The sequence below is a fragment of the Microvirga sp. M2 genome (genome assembly GCF_047497095.1).
In the GTDB taxonomy this organism is placed as follows: Bacteria; Pseudomonadota; Alphaproteobacteria; order Rhizobiales; family Beijerinckiaceae; genus Microvirga.
Genome location: NZ_CP134065.1, coordinates 61,127 through 74,970 on the forward strand (window position 1 = coordinate 61,127; position 13,844 = coordinate 74,970).

The 13,844-nt window shown below is 61.9% G+C and carries 15 protein-coding genes and 1 pseudogene; 5 read left to right on the forward strand and 11 right to left on the reverse strand.

Annotated elements, in window-relative coordinates; translation table 11 throughout:
• Positions 1-498: 498 nt before the first annotated feature.
• From RE429_RS28890 to RE429_RS28905, 4 genes and pseudogenes are all read right to left on the reverse strand, one after another.
• A pseudogene (locus tag RE429_RS28890) lies at positions 499-678 on the reverse strand (transposase); the annotation flags it as partial.
• A 46-nt stretch (positions 679-724) separates the two neighbouring features.
• The gene (locus tag RE429_RS28895; RefSeq protein ID WP_414476263.1) at positions 725-1,072 is read right to left on the reverse strand and encodes a response regulator; all 348 of its coding nucleotides are present in this window, start codon (positions 1,070-1,072) and stop codon (positions 725-727) included.
• Between the two features lie 325 nt (positions 1,073-1,397).
• Positions 1,398-1,661, reverse strand: coding sequence for a hypothetical protein (locus RE429_RS28900; RefSeq protein ID WP_414476264.1), 264 nt, complete (start codon positions 1,659-1,661; stop codon positions 1,398-1,400).
• A gap of 169 nt (positions 1,662-1,830) precedes the next feature.
• On the reverse strand, positions 1,831-2,040 hold the full coding sequence (locus tag RE429_RS28905; protein ID WP_414476265.1) for a hypothetical protein: 210 nt from the start codon (positions 2,038-2,040) through the stop codon (positions 1,831-1,833).
• Between the two features lie 170 nt (positions 2,041-2,210).
• Here RE429_RS28905 and istA point away from each other — a divergent pair, with 170 nt between their 5' ends.
• Together istA and istB are read left to right on the forward strand one after the other, a co-directional pair.
• Positions 2,211-3,500, forward strand: a complete 1,290-nt coding sequence (gene istA / locus RE429_RS28910) for an IS21 family transposase (RefSeq protein ID WP_414476266.1) — start codon at positions 2,211-2,213, stop codon at positions 3,498-3,500.
• Positions 3,500-4,300, forward strand: a complete 801-nt coding sequence (gene istB / locus RE429_RS28915) for an IS21-like element helper ATPase IstB (protein ID WP_414471376.1) — start codon at positions 3,500-3,502, stop codon at positions 4,298-4,300. Before istA ends, istB begins: the two co-directional genes overlap by 1 nt.
• Positions 4,301-4,607: 307 nt before the next feature.
• On the opposite strand, the gene RE429_RS28920 is transcribed toward istB, so the two are convergent.
• The 3 genes from RE429_RS28920 to RE429_RS28930 all read right to left on the reverse strand — a co-directional run bounded on the left by RE429_RS28920 (position 4,608) and on the right by RE429_RS28930 (position 6,452).
• Positions 4,608-5,390: a response regulator gene (locus tag RE429_RS28920; RefSeq protein WP_414476267.1), complete on the reverse strand. Its 783-nt coding sequence runs from the start codon at positions 5,388-5,390 to the stop codon at positions 4,608-4,610.
• Positions 5,391-5,551: 161 nt separating this feature from the next.
• Complete coding sequence (locus tag RE429_RS28925; protein ID WP_414476482.1) at positions 5,552-6,079, reverse strand: MucR family transcriptional regulator; 528 nt, start codon at positions 6,077-6,079, stop codon at positions 5,552-5,554.
• Between the two features lie 205 nt (positions 6,080-6,284).
• On the reverse strand, positions 6,285-6,452 hold the full coding sequence (locus tag RE429_RS28930; RefSeq protein ID WP_414476268.1) for a YqaE/Pmp3 family membrane protein: 168 nt from the start codon (positions 6,450-6,452) through the stop codon (positions 6,285-6,287).
• A 484-nt stretch (positions 6,453-6,936) separates the two neighbouring features.
• Here RE429_RS28930 and RE429_RS28935 point away from each other — a divergent pair, with 484 nt between their 5' ends.
• The gene (locus tag RE429_RS28935) at positions 6,937-7,827 is read left to right on the forward strand and encodes a LysR family transcriptional regulator (protein ID WP_414476483.1); all 891 of its coding nucleotides are present in this window, start codon (positions 6,937-6,939) and stop codon (positions 7,825-7,827) included.
• Positions 7,828-7,962: 135 nt separating this feature from the next.
• On the forward strand, positions 7,963-8,547 hold the full coding sequence (locus RE429_RS28940) for a hypothetical protein (RefSeq protein ID WP_414476269.1): 585 nt from the start codon (positions 7,963-7,965) through the stop codon (positions 8,545-8,547).
• Positions 8,548-8,847: 300 nt separating this feature from the next.
• Here the strand turns inward: RE429_RS28940 and RE429_RS28945 are convergent, their stop codons facing one another.
• The 3 genes from RE429_RS28945 to RE429_RS28955 form a co-directional block, all read right to left on the reverse strand.
• On the reverse strand, positions 8,848-10,116 hold the full coding sequence (locus tag RE429_RS28945) for an IS256 family transposase (RefSeq protein WP_414476270.1): 1,269 nt from the start codon (positions 10,114-10,116) through the stop codon (positions 8,848-8,850).
• Between the two features lie 458 nt (positions 10,117-10,574).
• On the reverse strand, positions 10,575-11,606 hold the full coding sequence (locus tag RE429_RS28950; RefSeq protein WP_414476271.1) for an IS110 family transposase: 1,032 nt from the start codon (positions 11,604-11,606) through the stop codon (positions 10,575-10,577).
• A 242-nt stretch (positions 11,607-11,848) separates the two neighbouring features.
• Entirely contained in the window at positions 11,849-12,007 is a 159-nt protein-coding gene (locus tag RE429_RS28955; RefSeq protein WP_414476272.1) for a hypothetical protein, read from the reverse strand.
• A 554-nt stretch (positions 12,008-12,561) separates the two neighbouring features.
• On the opposite strand from RE429_RS28955, the gene RE429_RS28960 reads away from it, so the two are divergent.
• Positions 12,562-12,948: a YkvA family protein gene (locus RE429_RS28960; protein WP_414476273.1), complete on the forward strand. Its 387-nt coding sequence runs from the start codon at positions 12,562-12,564 to the stop codon at positions 12,946-12,948.
• A gap of 227 nt (positions 12,949-13,175) precedes the next feature.
• Here RE429_RS28960 and RE429_RS28965 read toward each other — a convergent pair whose 3' ends face one another.
• Complete coding sequence (locus RE429_RS28965; RefSeq protein ID WP_414476274.1) at positions 13,176-13,775, reverse strand: phosphatase PAP2 family protein; 600 nt, start codon at positions 13,773-13,775, stop codon at positions 13,176-13,178.
• Positions 13,776-13,844: the final 69 nt, after the last annotated feature.

A 13,844-nucleotide genomic window follows, 5' to 3' on the forward strand; every position in this document is an offset into this window, starting at 1 on the left:
TGGCAGGATCTCTGCGAGGTGCTGCAGAATCCAGAGGTTATCGCGCAAGCCATGGAGCGGGCCCGCGGCGGTCATTGGCTGCCGCAGGAATGGCAGGCCCGGCGGGAGAACCTGCGGCGCGGTCGGACGAGCCTGACCCAGCAGATCGAACGACTGACCGAGGCTTACTTGGGTGGGGTCGTTCCCTTAGCCGAGTTTGAGCGCCGCCGTCGCGAGACGGAGGGCCGTCTGGCAGCTTTAGAAAGGCAAGAACAGGAACTCCTGGCTGACGCACGCGATCGGCATGAGACGGCCCGCCTGACGGACAATGCGGAAGAGTTCTGCCGACGCATTCGCGACGGATTGGCCAGTGCCGACTTCGAGCGCAAGCGGGCTCTACTCGAACTGTTGGTGGACCGAGTTGTCGTCACGGACGGAGAGGTCGAAATCCGCTATGCCTTCCCAACCGGCCCTGATGGTGAACGCGAGCCGTTTTGTCGATTGCGTACAGACTATCTAGAGCGTCTTGTGGGGGCCGTACTCCTTGGGCGCGTCCTTCCACTGCAGGCCGTTGCGGATGACATACACGATCCCGCTGACCACCCGCCGGTCGTCCACGCGCGGCACGCCATGAGCCAACGGGAAATGCGGCGAGATGCGCGCCATCTGGCGCTCACTGAGCAGAAACAGATCACCCATTCACAGCCTCCTCAACCGGAGACTCTGAATCACAACTCAGCTCAAATTAATCGGTCCTGACCCTAGGTCTCAAGAGACCAATCACCAGAGACAGCTTATAGGGCTTCGAGACGATGACTCCTCCCGGGACAGGCTGCATCTGCTCGACATAACTCGTGACGTAGATGACAGGCAGAGCCGGGAAACGTTCGCGGTAGGCCTTAGCAACTTCCCAGCCATTGACCTCCGGCATCTGAACCTCGGTCAGCAGGGCGTCCACGGTCATCCCGGTTTGCAAAAGCCTTAGAGCCTGGCCGCCATCAGCCGCCTCAATGACCTCGAAACCCGCCTCCTCCAGCTGAGTTACGGCCATCTCCCGCACAAACGGATCATCTTCGATGACCAGAACCTTCATGATTCTCCTGTATGCTTCTATCCCTGCTGGGCATACATGCACAGCCAGCGGACATCATCAACCCGATCCGGGTCCGTTAAGGCCATTCTGCACGCTCTGCACCGCATCTGCGAACGCCATCCCCGGATCACTGCCGCCTTCTGGCGTGAGACCCTGCTGGACGCGTCGATCTTCCGGGATCGGCCGGATTGGCGGTGTCGATCATCCCATCTTTGTTGATCTTGATGCGGCGCATGGCTGGGTCAGCCGGCATCTCCCCCGGATCTTAGACGGGGGTCCCATCAAAGGGGTCCTGCGAAGTTGCGGGGCAGGTTCAGGTTTCGAGCTAGAGCGGCAAACGTGAGCCCTTGCGCTCCAGAGGGAAGTCGTCACGGAAATAGAGACGCCGAATGGCCTCGATGCCCTCAATCGAACCCAGCGGCGTGGCAATGAAGACATCCACGAGTTGGTCGCCCGACCACTCCTCAACGATGAGCTTTACGGCCTTTGCCAACGAAATGGTCAGGGTCTGACCTGGCACAAGTTTGGCATCACTGTCGTAGAGTAAGACCGTCGCGGGGTCATGGTAGGCTGGCACGGCATCAGGCATGGAGTGCTCCGCAGGAGGACAGGCGGCAGCACACGCATCTGTCAGTCGCCGGCAACCTGGGCTTCCAGCCAACGGTCGCCGTTCATAGCCTGCTCAAGAGGAGATGCCTAGTCTCGCCAATCAGGGTTCCACAAACGGCCGCACCGGAATGAGAGGCCGCCTCACTGACCTACGGCTTGGAAGGTCGTTGCTCTTGAGCCGGGGGTTCTGCCGTGTCGAGATCGGGATGGTTGCGGACCAGCCCCTCACGGGTCTGGGAGAGGTTGTCCCAGGTTCGGGCCATCTCCAGAAGCTGATCGCGCTGCTCGCCCTCCGGCATCTGCCGGGCGAGCACCCGGCATTCCTCGGCATGGTTCCGATACTCTGCTGCTGTTTTCATGGCCTGTTCTATGAGGCATAGCGGCGAAACCGCACTAGCCGCTGTCCTGATGTGAACGCCTACTTTCCCTAATTGCTTATCGGAAAATTGCGCTGCGGTGTCGTCCGAATTGAGAAACTGACCCCCTGACGAAAGGAAGACCTGACCCCTCCTTGGCAAAGGAGGAATAGATGTCGATTGGGGTTTCAGTGGATCCTGCATTGTCGCGCACGATGCGGGGAGACGAGATGCTTCAGGCTGAGGAGGTGGCTGCGATGCTGCGGCTGCATGGGCTTGGCTGGGGTGCCAAGCGGCTGGCGAAAGAATTTGGGTGCGCGCGCAATACGGTGCGGCGCTATCTGCGCCAGGGCGGGGCTGTTGTTTTCCGCAAGCCCGTGCGCCGGACTGTTTTCGACGGGCTGGATGAGTGGCTGCGGGAGCGCTTCTTCCGGCATAGCGGCAACGCCGACGTGGTGCGCCAGGAACTGGCGAGCGAGCACGGCATCGTCATCGGGCTTCGCTCGGTGGAACTGCGGGTGCAGCGCTGGCGCCGGGAGTTGAAGGCGCAGATGCGGGCAACCGTGCGGTTTGAGACGGCCCCGGGCCAGCAGATGCAGATCGACTTCGGCGACACGCGGGTGTGGATCGGCGGTGAGCGGGTGCGGCTGCACCTGTTCGTGGCAACGCTTGGCTACTCGCGCCGGCTGCATATCCGTCCCTCACTGCGGGAGCGCCAGGCGGACTGGTTCGAGGGCATGGAAGGCGCCTTTTTGCGCTTCGGCGGGGTTCCAGCGGAAGTGCTGTTCGACAATCCCAAGGCGCTCGTCGAGCATCACGATGCGGCCACCCGGGAGGTGCGGTTCAATGGGCGGCTGCATGCCTTTGCCCGCTACTGGGGATTTGCACCCCGCGCGTGTGCGCCCTACCGGGCGCGCACGAAGGGAAAGGACGAGCGCGGGGTCGGCTACGTCAAGAAGAATGCCATTGCCGGCCGCCGGTTCGAGAGCTGGGCCGCCCTCGAGGCGCATCTGGATCGATGGACGCGTGAGGTCGCTGATCAGCGGGTGCATGGCACCACCGGCGTGGCTCCGGCAGAGCGCTTTGCGGACGAGGCCGGGGCACTTCGTCCCCTCGGCGGGCGGGCGCCGTTCGGGCAGCTGCGGGATCTGGTGCGCAAGGTTCAGGCTGACTGCGCGATCGACCTGGACACGAACAGCTACTCGGTGCCCTGGCGGCTGATCGGGGAGAGCGTCCAGGTCGTGGTGCTGGGCGGACGCGTGATCGTGCGTCATGCGGGCGAGGTCGTCGCCGATCATGCCCTGTGCCGGGGCCGCCGCCAACGGATTGTCGAGCGTGCGCATCTGGCCGGCGTGGTCGGCGCCGCGGGGCCGGTGCGGTCGGCGCCGACGGACATCGTTGTGCCGCCCGCCCTGCTGCGGCCGCTGGCCGAGTATGAGGCGCTGGTGGGAGGAGGCTGGTGATGACGGCCATCGATCACGAGGCGCTGGTGGCGATGCTCGATCGGCTCAAGCTGACGGCGATCCGCGACCAGCTCGACACGCTGCTGGACGAAGCAGCCCGGTCGGACATGACCTTGCGCGAGGCCCTAGCGTTCCTGGTCCGGTGCGAGATCGCACGGCGCGACGAGCGGCGGATCGCCATGGCGAGCAAGATCGCCCAGTTCCCGTTCGTGCGCGAGCTCGACGGCTTTGACTTCGACGCGCAGCCGTCGCTGGATCCGCGACAGGTCCGGGAGTTGGCCACCTGCCGCTGGATTGCGCATGGGGATGCGGTCTTGCTTTTAGGGCCGCCGGGCACCGGCAAAACTCATCTGGCGGTCGCTCTCGGACGCGAGGCGATCCGGCAGACCTATAGCGTGCAGTTCGTCACGGCCGCGACGCTGGTGGCAATGCTGGCCAAGGCCCATGACGATGGCTTGCTCGACAAGCAGCTGACGATCTTGGCGCGGCCGAAACTGCTGATCATCGACGAACTTGGCTATCTGCCGTTTGAGGCCAATGCGGCGCATCTGTTCTTCCAGCTGGTGTCGCGCCGCTACGAGCGGGGCTCGATCCTGATCACCTCCAATCGCTCCGTGGGCGAATGGGGATCAGTTTTTGGGGACGCCGTCGTGGCGACAGCGATATTGGATCGCCTGCTTCATCATTCGACGGTGATCACCATCCGCGGCGACAGCTACCGGCTTCGTGAAAAGCGCCGATCCGGCCTTCTGCAGAAGGCCGGAGTAGCCCTCGAAACTGAGGGAGACACAAAGCGATGAGAGGGGGTCAAACCTTCAATTCGCCCAAGGGGTCAATTCTTCGGTTCGGTTGACATGCGGAAAAGGCCGGCTATGCGGCAGTGCCGAGATGGGGAGCCTTGGCGACGCTCTGGGCAACAAGTTCTCGGGCCTGACTTTGTGTGATGTGACGGACGGCGGCGATCTCCCGGCTCATGAAATCCATCGCGGTCTCGACGATCTGCGACTTTCCCCGGAGTGGTGGAACGCAGACGATGCAGATCCAAGGACAGCAGGGGCAAGTGTTTGCAGGCTGGACAGCAGCATGGACGTGCCGGTTGGCACATCATCAAGGCTTGCGGAAAGGCACCACGTTAACGGGCTCGCAGGCCGGCGTGACGAGGGACGCAATCGCATGCTCCAACTCGTCGCGACGGAATGGCTTGACCAGTCGCGGAAGGCCAAGCCCGGTCCGCTGCGGCACCTCGGCATGGCCGCTCGCCAGCAGGATTGGCATCGTGGGCCATTCCACTCGGATCCGCTCCGCCAGCTCCAGTCCTGTCATGCCCGGCATGGCATGATCGGTCACCACCAGATCGATGGATGGGTCCTCCCGTAGGATGCTCAGGGCCGCTTCGGCCGATGGAGCCTCCAACACCGTGTGGCCGAGGTCTTCCAGCATGGCGGTGGTTGCGGTCATCACCAGCGGATCGTCTTCGACCAGGAGCACCGTGCAGGCGCGATGCTCTGGACGGGCTTGCACATCGTTGGCTGAGGCGCCCGTCACCGCTTCGCCCTGCGGCAGCCAGATCTCGGCCGTCGTGCCCTTCCCCACCTCGCTCTTCAGCGTCAGGGTCCCGCCGGATTGAACAGCGAGGCCATGGATCATCGACAGACCGAGGCCCGTCCCCTTGCCGACCCCCTTGGTCGTGAAGAACGGCTCGACGGCGCGAGCCAGGGTGGCCGCACCCATGCCCATGCCGGTGTCGCTCACCACCACGCAAACATAGGTTCCCGCCTGAAGGCCGTGCCCATTGCCCTCAGTCACGTCTTCCTGATGGGCCGAAATGGTGATCGTGCCACTGGCCGGCATGGCATCGCGGGCATTCACCGCCAGATTGAGGAGCGCCATCTCGAGCTGGTTCGAGTCAACGTTGACCGGCGGCAGGCCAGCCGGGAAGCGGGCTAGGATCTCAAAGGCAGGGCGGCAATCGCCGGAAGAAGCCGATGAGCTCACCTCGGCGGAGCTGACGGCGGATCAGAACCTGTCCATCCTGATCAATCCCGTATGAACTAGACTGCTTTCCTTGTACGTTTCCCCATGACCGGTTGAGCCGCTTCGCTCGGTTGCGCAGCCGTCTTCGCAGCCCGCTTCGGCTTGGCGGAAACAGCAGCATCCAGTGGAGCCGCCCCCTTCTTGCGCTGCTGGCCCAAGCCCATCGACTTGGCAAGCTCGGAGCGAGCCTTGGCGTAGTTCGGGGCGACCATCGGGTAATCGGCGGGCAAGCTCCACTTGGCGCGGTACTGCTCGGGCGTCATGTCGTACGTGGTTCGCAGATGACGCTTGAGCGACTTGAACTTCTTCCCGTCTTCCAGGCAGATGATCGCGTCTGGCGTCACGGACTTCTTCACCGGAACAGAAGGCGCTAGTTCGGCTGGTGGCTCCTGGCTAGGACCCTGCCCTGTCTTCGTCAGGGCGGCATAGACAGAACTGAGGAGAACCGGAAGCTCGGCAGCTGGAACGGAATTGTTGCTGACATAAGCCGAGACGATATCAGCAGAGAGTTCGATGTAGTTTGGAAAAATCGTGCTCTCGCTCATTATTTTCTGGTCCTCGGTTACACAGGAGTCGAATGAAGAAGAAAAAGGAATGAATCGGCCTGTTATCATCAGCAGGAAAAGCCCTTGCCGCATAACGGATGCCTCTGATCTGTGCTGCGCCTATGCCGGATATCACGGCTTGACAAGTGTTTTTACGGCAGAAACTCAGGCGAGGGCGCACTTTATTGTGAGTTGTTCTATACATTCACCGAGAGCGTCGCGCGATAACCCACGCCGCGTGAACTACGCCGGGGACGTATCCCAAAAGCGTCAGCAGAATGTTGAGCCAGAACTGCCCGCCGATGCCAACGGTCAGAAACACGCCAATGGGCGGCAAAAGGATCGCAAGAAGGACTCGAAGGAAGTTTGTCATCAACGCCTCATGCCAAAGCTAAAATCGGGACCAACGCTGCCCCGACGACTTGTGACCCATCTTCACTCTCTCAACGTCAACGCGACTCAGAACGCTATCCTGCGTTGCCGCTTGAGCCCCTCAGGGGCAAAGGTTGCCTTCATTGGCCCGGCACCGATTGCCGTGAGAGATCCCACGGTGAACATCGCCGGTGCGGTGCTCGCCGCCTGAACCCGACTTTGTTCCATCCCGGATTCTGTCGGAAGCCTGCTGATGGGACATTGTCGCGGCAACACCTCTGCGGGTCCAGGTTAATGCCGCTGCCGGTACAAAGAAATTCGATGGGTGCTTTATTGTATCGCATTTCTCCTGTCATGAGCAGGCGACGGATCAAGCAGCCCAAAAGACTATCGTTCCCCTCCCGGCATGTTAGAAGACTATCAGCCTGACGTTGGACGAGGCTGCCCATCTGAGCAGGGCGTTAGCCGGCGGAGCGAGGTTCGCGTTGAATTGGGACAAAATCAGGGTGTTCTACGAGGTCGCCGAAGCCGGCACCTTCACCCGGGCGGCCGAAAAGCTCGGATTGAGTCAGTCCGCGGTCAGCCGCCAGATCATGGCGTTGGAGGGCGAGCTCAAGGTTCCGCTCTTTCATCGGCATTCGCGCGGGCTCATCCTGACAGAGCACGGCGATCTGCTCTTCAGGGCCGCCAAGGACGTTCGCCTCCGCCTGGATAAAACCCGCCAGCGTCTGACTGAGACAAGTCAGCGGCCGACCGGTGATCTCAAAGTTTCAGCCACGATCGGGATCGGGGGCATCTGGCTGGCACAGCGGATCTCGGAATTCCTCGACCTTTATCCGGAGGTGCGCATCCAGTTGATCCTGACCAGCGACGAGTTGGATCTGGCGATGCGCGAGGCCGATATTGCCATCCGGCTGCGCCGGCCAACGCAGCCGGACCTGATCCAGCGGCGCCTGTTCTCCATTCACTACCATGCCTATGCCTCCCACGCTTACCTCGAGCGTTTCGGAGAGCCCCGGGACATCGCCGATCTTGATCGGCATTCCATTGTCAGTTTGGGAGGCGACCAGCCGGCCTTTATTCTGGACCTCCACGGCCTGACCACTCTGGGACGCCATCCGAAGGATCCTCGCCCCAGCCGCTTGGTGGTCAATGACAGTCTGGCTCTTCGACAGGCCATTGAAATCGGAGCTGGCATCGGCATGGCGCCGGACTATGCAATGGGCAACAATCCAAAGGTCAGACAGGTGCTCCAGGATGTCGAGATGCCGACGCTCGACAGTTATCTGGTCTACCCCGAAGAAGGGCGCTTGGTTGCAAGAGTGCAGGCGTTCCGCGATTTCCTCGTCACCAAGGCCCAAAGCTGGGTCGCTTGATGCGCATGAACTGTTCGCGGCCCACAGGGCTCAACCCTCGTTCCAGTCGAGGCACGCCGGATCTGTTGCAGCAAGCGTGTGATGCACGATCTGTACCTGCTTTAGAGGGGAGCTTGGCGCGATATGAGGGTGTCGATGATGACTGAATGCCCTGATGTCGGTGAGCTGATCCAGGAGTTGAGCGCACGTCTCATCCAGGGCTCGACGGCAACCGGAACTCTTCAGGCTTGGTGTGAGGAGCATCACCTCTCCAGCGGCCCGATCTCGGTCCTCTGCCATCACCATGCCCCTGCTTTCAGGATCGATGACGACATTCTCGGCAAGCTGGAAGCCCGTCCAGGAGAGACGACCTGGTACCGGCGCGTTCAGTTGGTTCGGGGCAGCCTTCTCCTCAGCGAGGCGGAGAACTGGTTTATCCCACAGCGCTTGCCGCCTGAGATGGCAGACATCCTGTCAACCACGGATATCCCCTTTGGACGGGCAATCGCTCCCCTCAAACCCTTTCGCCGAACGTTGTCGGTGCGTGTTCCGGCCGTGGTGCCCAGGTGCTCCGCGGTTCATTTCTCAGGCATGGGCCGTATCGAATGCAGGCTTCCGACCGTCGTCCTCGATCATGAGGCGATTGTTATCGGTGACGACGGAACACCCTTGGCGGTGGTTCGCGAGGGCTATCGCGCCGAACTGGTCTCGTTTGCTCGTCCCATTCAGGAACAAGCGTAATATCCGATCATGTTGCCAATCTTGAGATCGGGATCGCCGAGCCCTCTCGTCGTGACAGAGCCACGCTCTTCCGGCTCCAAACCTGGCAGTGGCGCTATGCCCTCTCTGGTGATCGGGCTGAGATCATCTTCTGTGGCGCAGCGGCTCCGGAAGGCTCGAGCTGGTGCCCCTGGCACCGGCGGCTCGTCTCCACCAGACAGCCTTCCAGTGGATCAGGGAAGGGGTTTGCGCGTCAGAGGCTGGGATAGACCCGGAGCGAGGCGGCCTCCGAGCTATAGCGGATTTTAGGTGATGGGCCGATCAGGCGACGCTGTGTGCTGGCGTCGGGAGGACCTCGGCGCCGTCCTGGAATCTGACACCAGCGATCACCTTCGGCAACTGGTTTTCGCCCATCAGCCGCCGCCAGCTTTTCGCAGCCGCCATCACCAGCTTGAACACCATCAGCCGGGCGGTCGTGGGCGACAGCGCGCCCTTGGTGCGCACCGTCCGGTGCCGCACGGTTGCGAACACACTTTCAATCGGGTTCGTGGTCCGCAGATGGATCCAATGCTCAGCGGGCCAGTCATAGAAGGCCAGCAGCGCCCGCTGGTCCTTGCGCACGCACTCCACGGCTTTCGGGTAGCGCGCCTGATAGGCGTCCTCGAACAGATCGACAGCGATCTCGGCCTGGGCGCGGGTGGGGGCGAGATAGATCTCGCGCAGGGCCGCCTTCATCCCCGGCTGCACGGATTTCGGCACCTTGTTAAGCACATTGGCGGTCTTGTGCAGCCAGCACCGCTGATGGTGCGTGCCGGGAAAGAGCTCATCGAGCGCCTTCCAGAAGCCCAGTGCCCCATCCCCCACGGCCATCCGGGGCGCAATGGACAGGCCCCTTCGCTTGATCTCGACGAGCAGCTCGCGCCAGCTCTGGGCGCTCTCGCGTACGCCGGCCTGGAAGCCGACCAGCTCTTTCTTGCCCTCTGGCGTGGCGCCGATCAGCACCAGGATGCATTCGGCGTGATCCTCCATCCGGGCCTGGAGGTAGACCCCGTCGGCCCAGACGTAGACGTATCGACGCGCTGACAGGTCGCGGGCCTGCCAGCGCTCGTACTCGGCCTGCCATTCGCCCGTGAGCCGGGCGACTACGGAAGGCGAGAGGTTGGGTGCGTCCTTGCCGAGCAGGGCGGAGAGCGCCTCCTGGAAGTCGCCGGTGGAGAGCCCGCGCAGATAGAGGATCGGCAGCAAGGCATCCAGACTCTTTGTTCGCCGCGCCCATTTGGGCAGGATCGCTGAGGTGAAGCGGATCCGGTCAGCATCACTGCTGGCGCCCCTATCACGGATCTTGACCCGGCGGACATCGACCGGGCCAATGCCGGTCTGAATCGTGCGTTCGGGGCCGTGGCCATGCCGGACCAGGCGCTCGCGGCCGTCCGGCAGCTTCAGGTCGCGCATGTTGGCCAGATAAGCCTCGGCCTCGATCTCGATGGCCTGGGCCAGCAACTTGCGGGCGCCGGCGCGCAGGATATCCGTCAGGGGATCGTCGATCGCGTCGGGCTGACGAAGGCGGACAATGTTGGTAGTGTCGGTCATGACGTATTATGTGGACGACCCGTCAGAAGCAATGATCCTTTTGCAACGAACAGTTCATCCTAGGTATTTTACAGAATATAGAGGCGCGTTCATCCAGCGTGTCATCATCACCAGCGATGACACGTGACCAGCTGTTAGATATGGGCGCTTGTCCTCGTTCTTGCTATGCCGTCTATTCAAAGTGGCTGTACGACCCACGTGAAGTGCTGATCAACGTATACGAAAGATCTGCTCAGGTGCGCCCTTATGTCCGGCCTGTTGCGCGGTCCGTACCGCTGGCCATCATGGGTGTGCGCTTGCGTGTCAGGCACCAATCTCGCTCGCGTGCTCAAGGCACAATACGCCATCCGGTGTTGCCTGAACTGTCCTCGATGACAGTCTTTCCCATCACGCTCTTCAGCGTTTCCTGCCAGATTAGACGAACGCGCGTCCGTCGTCTGCCATCTTGGAGGAGAGCATCATGCCGTCACGACGGCATTCCCCTTTGGACGGTAGACTTCTTTGCGCGTCATCACAGCCCACGCAATGCGCGCTATCTTGTTGGCCAATGCGACCGTCACGAGCCTGATGGGGCGACGTTCCAGCGCTGACCTGGTCCAGGCACCCACTGCACTGTTCCAACGATCAGCGCGGTAAACCATTGATGTGGCGCCTAGGACCAACAGTCTTCTGATCTCGGAATTACCCGCTTTGGTGATGCGGCCGAGACGGGTTTTCCCACCGGTAGAATACTGTCGCGGGACCAAGCCGAGCCAGGCGGCAAAATGCCGTGCGGTTGCAAACACCTCAATGGTGCCGACCGTCGCCGCAATCAGAGAGGAGGTGATCGGGCCAATGCCAGGGATCGTCGCGAGGCGACGTGCCGTTGCGTCACTCCGTGCGTGCGCGACGATCTCCGCTTCAGCGGTTGCGATGCCTTCAGTCAGTTCCTTGCATTGGGCGAATAACATCTCCATCGCTTGTCGCCCTGCTGTTGGCAGCGACTTGTCCGCATCTACAAGCATCATGAGTTCATCAAGCCTATGGATACCTTGTGGGACCGTTAGGCCGAATTCCGTCGCCAAGCCACGCAAGGAGTTCGATAGCATGGTCTGCTGCTTGACCAACAATGACCGGACCGCGTGGAGGGCCAGAGTGCCTTGCTGCTCCAGGGTCTTGATGGGGACGAATTTGACGGTGGGGCGAGAGGCGGCCTCGCAGATTGCGGCAGCATCGGCCGCATCGTTCTTTCTACCACGCTTGACGAACGGTCTGACGGCTTCAGGGGCAATCAGTTTGACGTCATGCCCCAGGCCCGTCAGCAAGCGGGCCCAATGATGGGCGGCACCACACGCCTCCATCACAACCGTGCAGTTTGCCTGCTGTTCAAAAAATGAAAGGAGTTCGTCTCTCCGCAGCTTCCGTCTGATCACGCCTTGGCCGGCGCTGTCAATCCCGTGGACCTGGAACGTTGACTTAGCCGTATCTAGGCCAAACATTGTAACTGTCATCTGGGGCTCCTCGCTGGAAGGTGTTACGACCTGCATCTTGGCACACCGGCCTCAAAGAGGGTCGTCCACCCCATCTCGCTCTCTCGAAGAGGTTCTGGCAGGCTCGACACCCGCCTCGATACGTCGCCTCTCTCACACCGTCATCACCCACATTCCGTCATAGCTCCACTTCAGCTTTGAAGAGGCCGATCACGGTTTCCGTCAGGGCATCGTACGAAGATCGCGATGGCTCTGTCGAGGTGTCATTGTCCTGGCCTCGCATCGGGATCAGGAGGATTCAGATCGAGCACACTCCCGATCCAGCCATCGACCAGGACGTCGCGGGGACGCTCCACGACCTGCACGGTGCAGTGCGTCTGCTTGCCGTCCTCCATGAGATTGGAGCGGGCTGCGGCCGCCATTCCGCCGGTCTCCTTCTCCGCCGCAGATACTGCCTCGCCTAACGTCAGGCGGAACCTTAGTGCCTTTCAGAAGCGGGAAACCTCGGACGCATGCTTCCGGCCCTCGATCATGCCTTCTTGGTCGACCGTGATGCTTTCTGGCTGAGGGGATCCACGAATGCATGGCGAAATGGTCTTGGTGACGAGCTGAGCCCGGGAACCCGCTCCGCCGACGGTGTCCTTGGGAGGAAGCTCGACCGGCGACCGATGTCCCCCCGCTCAATCAACTGAAGAACTTTGATGATAGGCAATCCAGCCCGTTGGATCGAGACGTCTCCCAACGGCCCCAATTTGCCGAGGCGGAGGGTATTGGCCGCATCCGGCCCGGTCAGGATCAGTGCGCCGAGCAGGAGGCAGCTTGCCCCAAGGCGTGACGATGGCCGGCGCGGGTCCAACAGATCCCACGTTGTGTGATATGGACGTCCGTGAACCTGTTATTTGGAGCCCCTGTCACACGTAGAACAGCGGCTCGGCTCCGCCCAGGCAGTCTCCAGGAATCCGAAAAGGAACAGCGAATGAGGATCGGGACACGACTGAAAAATTGGGCGCGCGCTATCAAGAAGGACGTCGTGGCCCTCTACATCGCCGCCCGCGACCCCCGGGTGCCGTGGCATGTGAAACTGGCAGCTGCGGCAATCGCGGCTTACGCACTCAGCCCGATCGACCTAATCCCGGACTTCATTCCCGTGCTGGGCTACCTTGATGACGTGATCATTGTGCCGCTCGGAATCCTCCTCGTCCTCAGAATGATCCCCGATGCGCTGATGGCAGAGTTCCGCGAGGAGGCGCAGAGGCTGTCTGAGCGTCCCGTAGGCCGGGCGGCGGCAGTGGCGATTATTGGCGTTTGGGTTGCTGCGACTGCCTTGACGCTGTGGGCATTCTGGCCGGCTCCGGCTCCCTAGGTTGCCTTATCGGAACCATGACTCTTCGGAAGAGATGCAGGCGGGACCCCCACAAAGAGCAGGCTCGGGTTCAGACTGCTGCCGAGGACAGGCTCGACGTGGCAGAGCATCCTTGCCCCTGACGTCCTCGTCGAAGTGTCGCGTCCCCGCACCGGCACAGGATCGCAAGGCGGGTAATGCGCCTCGCCCGCCTGCAGGTATCTGGAATACCGATTTTGCGACGAAGCTCAGGGCCGCACCCAGCCTCGTTCGATCGGAACGGCAAACACGCGGCGATAAAGCGGCTCGGCCAGGCGGGGCACGATCGTCTTCTCGACCGAGGCGCGGAACGGCATCACGATCAGGAGGCCAGCGCCCGCAACCGGAACCGCCCCGAGCATATCGAACGGGAAGTGGATGCCCAAGTACAGGCGAGACCACGCCATCGGGACAGCCAGCAGCAGGACCAAGATGCCGGCCCAGCGTTCATGGGTCCAGGCCAGCAGGCCGAGGCCCACGGCCACGAGAAAGGTCATGTGATCACTCGGGAAGGAGCTGTCGGCGACGTGTTGGATCAAAGAGTGCCCGATCGGCACGGCGAACGGACGGGGATGGTACCAGAGCCGTGCAGCGACTTGGTTGACGCCCAGCGCCAATTCGGCACCGACGAAGGCCAGCAGCAACCCTGTCCGACTCTCCCGATGACCCCACAGCCACAGGGCCGCGAGCAGCACGGGTACCAGGAAGATCGCTCCCTGCGCGATGGCGATCGCCAGCAGAACCACCGCATGGGATGGATGCTCGGGGGCGTTCAAGGTCAGGAAGATTGCGTCGTTCCAGGCTTCCATGGGCGAGCAGGCTCCTTTCCAACCTGGCATCATAGGGTCCAGGTTGGCGTGGTCCAGCTTGCATGAGCG

What these genes read in the sequence shown, in the direction of transcription:
- RE429_RS28895 (WP_414476263.1), bottom strand. Translation starts at nt 1,072, where the DNA reads ATGAAGGTTCTGGTCATCGAAGATGATCCGTTTGTGCGGGAGATGGCC.
- RE429_RS28900 (WP_414476264.1), bottom strand. Translation starts at nt 1,661, where the DNA reads ATGCCTGATGCCGTGCCAGCCTACCATGACCCCGCGACGGTCTTACTC.
- RE429_RS28905 (WP_414476265.1), bottom strand. Translation starts at nt 2,040, where the DNA reads ATGAAAACAGCAGCAGAGTATCGGAACCATGCCGAGGAATGCCGGGTG.
- istA (WP_414476266.1), top strand. Translation starts at nt 2,211, where the DNA reads ATGTCGATTGGGGTTTCAGTGGATCCTGCATTGTCGCGCACGATGCGG.
- istB (WP_414471376.1), top strand. Translation starts at nt 3,500, where the DNA reads ATGACGGCCATCGATCACGAGGCGCTGGTGGCGATGCTCGATCGGCTC.
- RE429_RS28920 (WP_414476267.1), bottom strand. Translation starts at nt 5,390, where the DNA reads ATGGCGCTCCTCAATCTGGCGGTGAATGCCCGCGATGCCATGCCGGCC.
- RE429_RS28925 (WP_414476482.1), bottom strand. Translation starts at nt 6,079, where the DNA reads ATGAGCGAGAGCACGATTTTTCCAAACTACATCGAACTCTCTGCTGAT.
- RE429_RS28930 (WP_414476268.1), bottom strand. Translation starts at nt 6,452, where the DNA reads ATGACAAACTTCCTTCGAGTCCTTCTTGCGATCCTTTTGCCGCCCATT.
- RE429_RS28940 (WP_414476269.1), top strand. Translation starts at nt 7,963, where the DNA reads ATGATGACTGAATGCCCTGATGTCGGTGAGCTGATCCAGGAGTTGAGC.
- RE429_RS28945 (WP_414476270.1), bottom strand. Translation starts at nt 10,116, where the DNA reads ATGACCGACACTACCAACATTGTCCGCCTTCGTCAGCCCGACGCGATC.
- RE429_RS28950 (WP_414476271.1), bottom strand. Translation starts at nt 11,606, where the DNA reads ATGACAGTTACAATGTTTGGCCTAGATACGGCTAAGTCAACGTTCCAG.
- RE429_RS28955 (WP_414476272.1), bottom strand. Translation starts at nt 12,007, where the DNA reads ATGGCGGCCGCAGCCCGCTCCAATCTCATGGAGGACGGCAAGCAGACG.
- RE429_RS28960 (WP_414476273.1), top strand. Translation starts at nt 12,562, where the DNA reads ATGAGGATCGGGACACGACTGAAAAATTGGGCGCGCGCTATCAAGAAG.
- RE429_RS28965 (WP_414476274.1), bottom strand. Translation starts at nt 13,775, where the DNA reads ATGGAAGCCTGGAACGACGCAATCTTCCTGACCTTGAACGCCCCCGAG.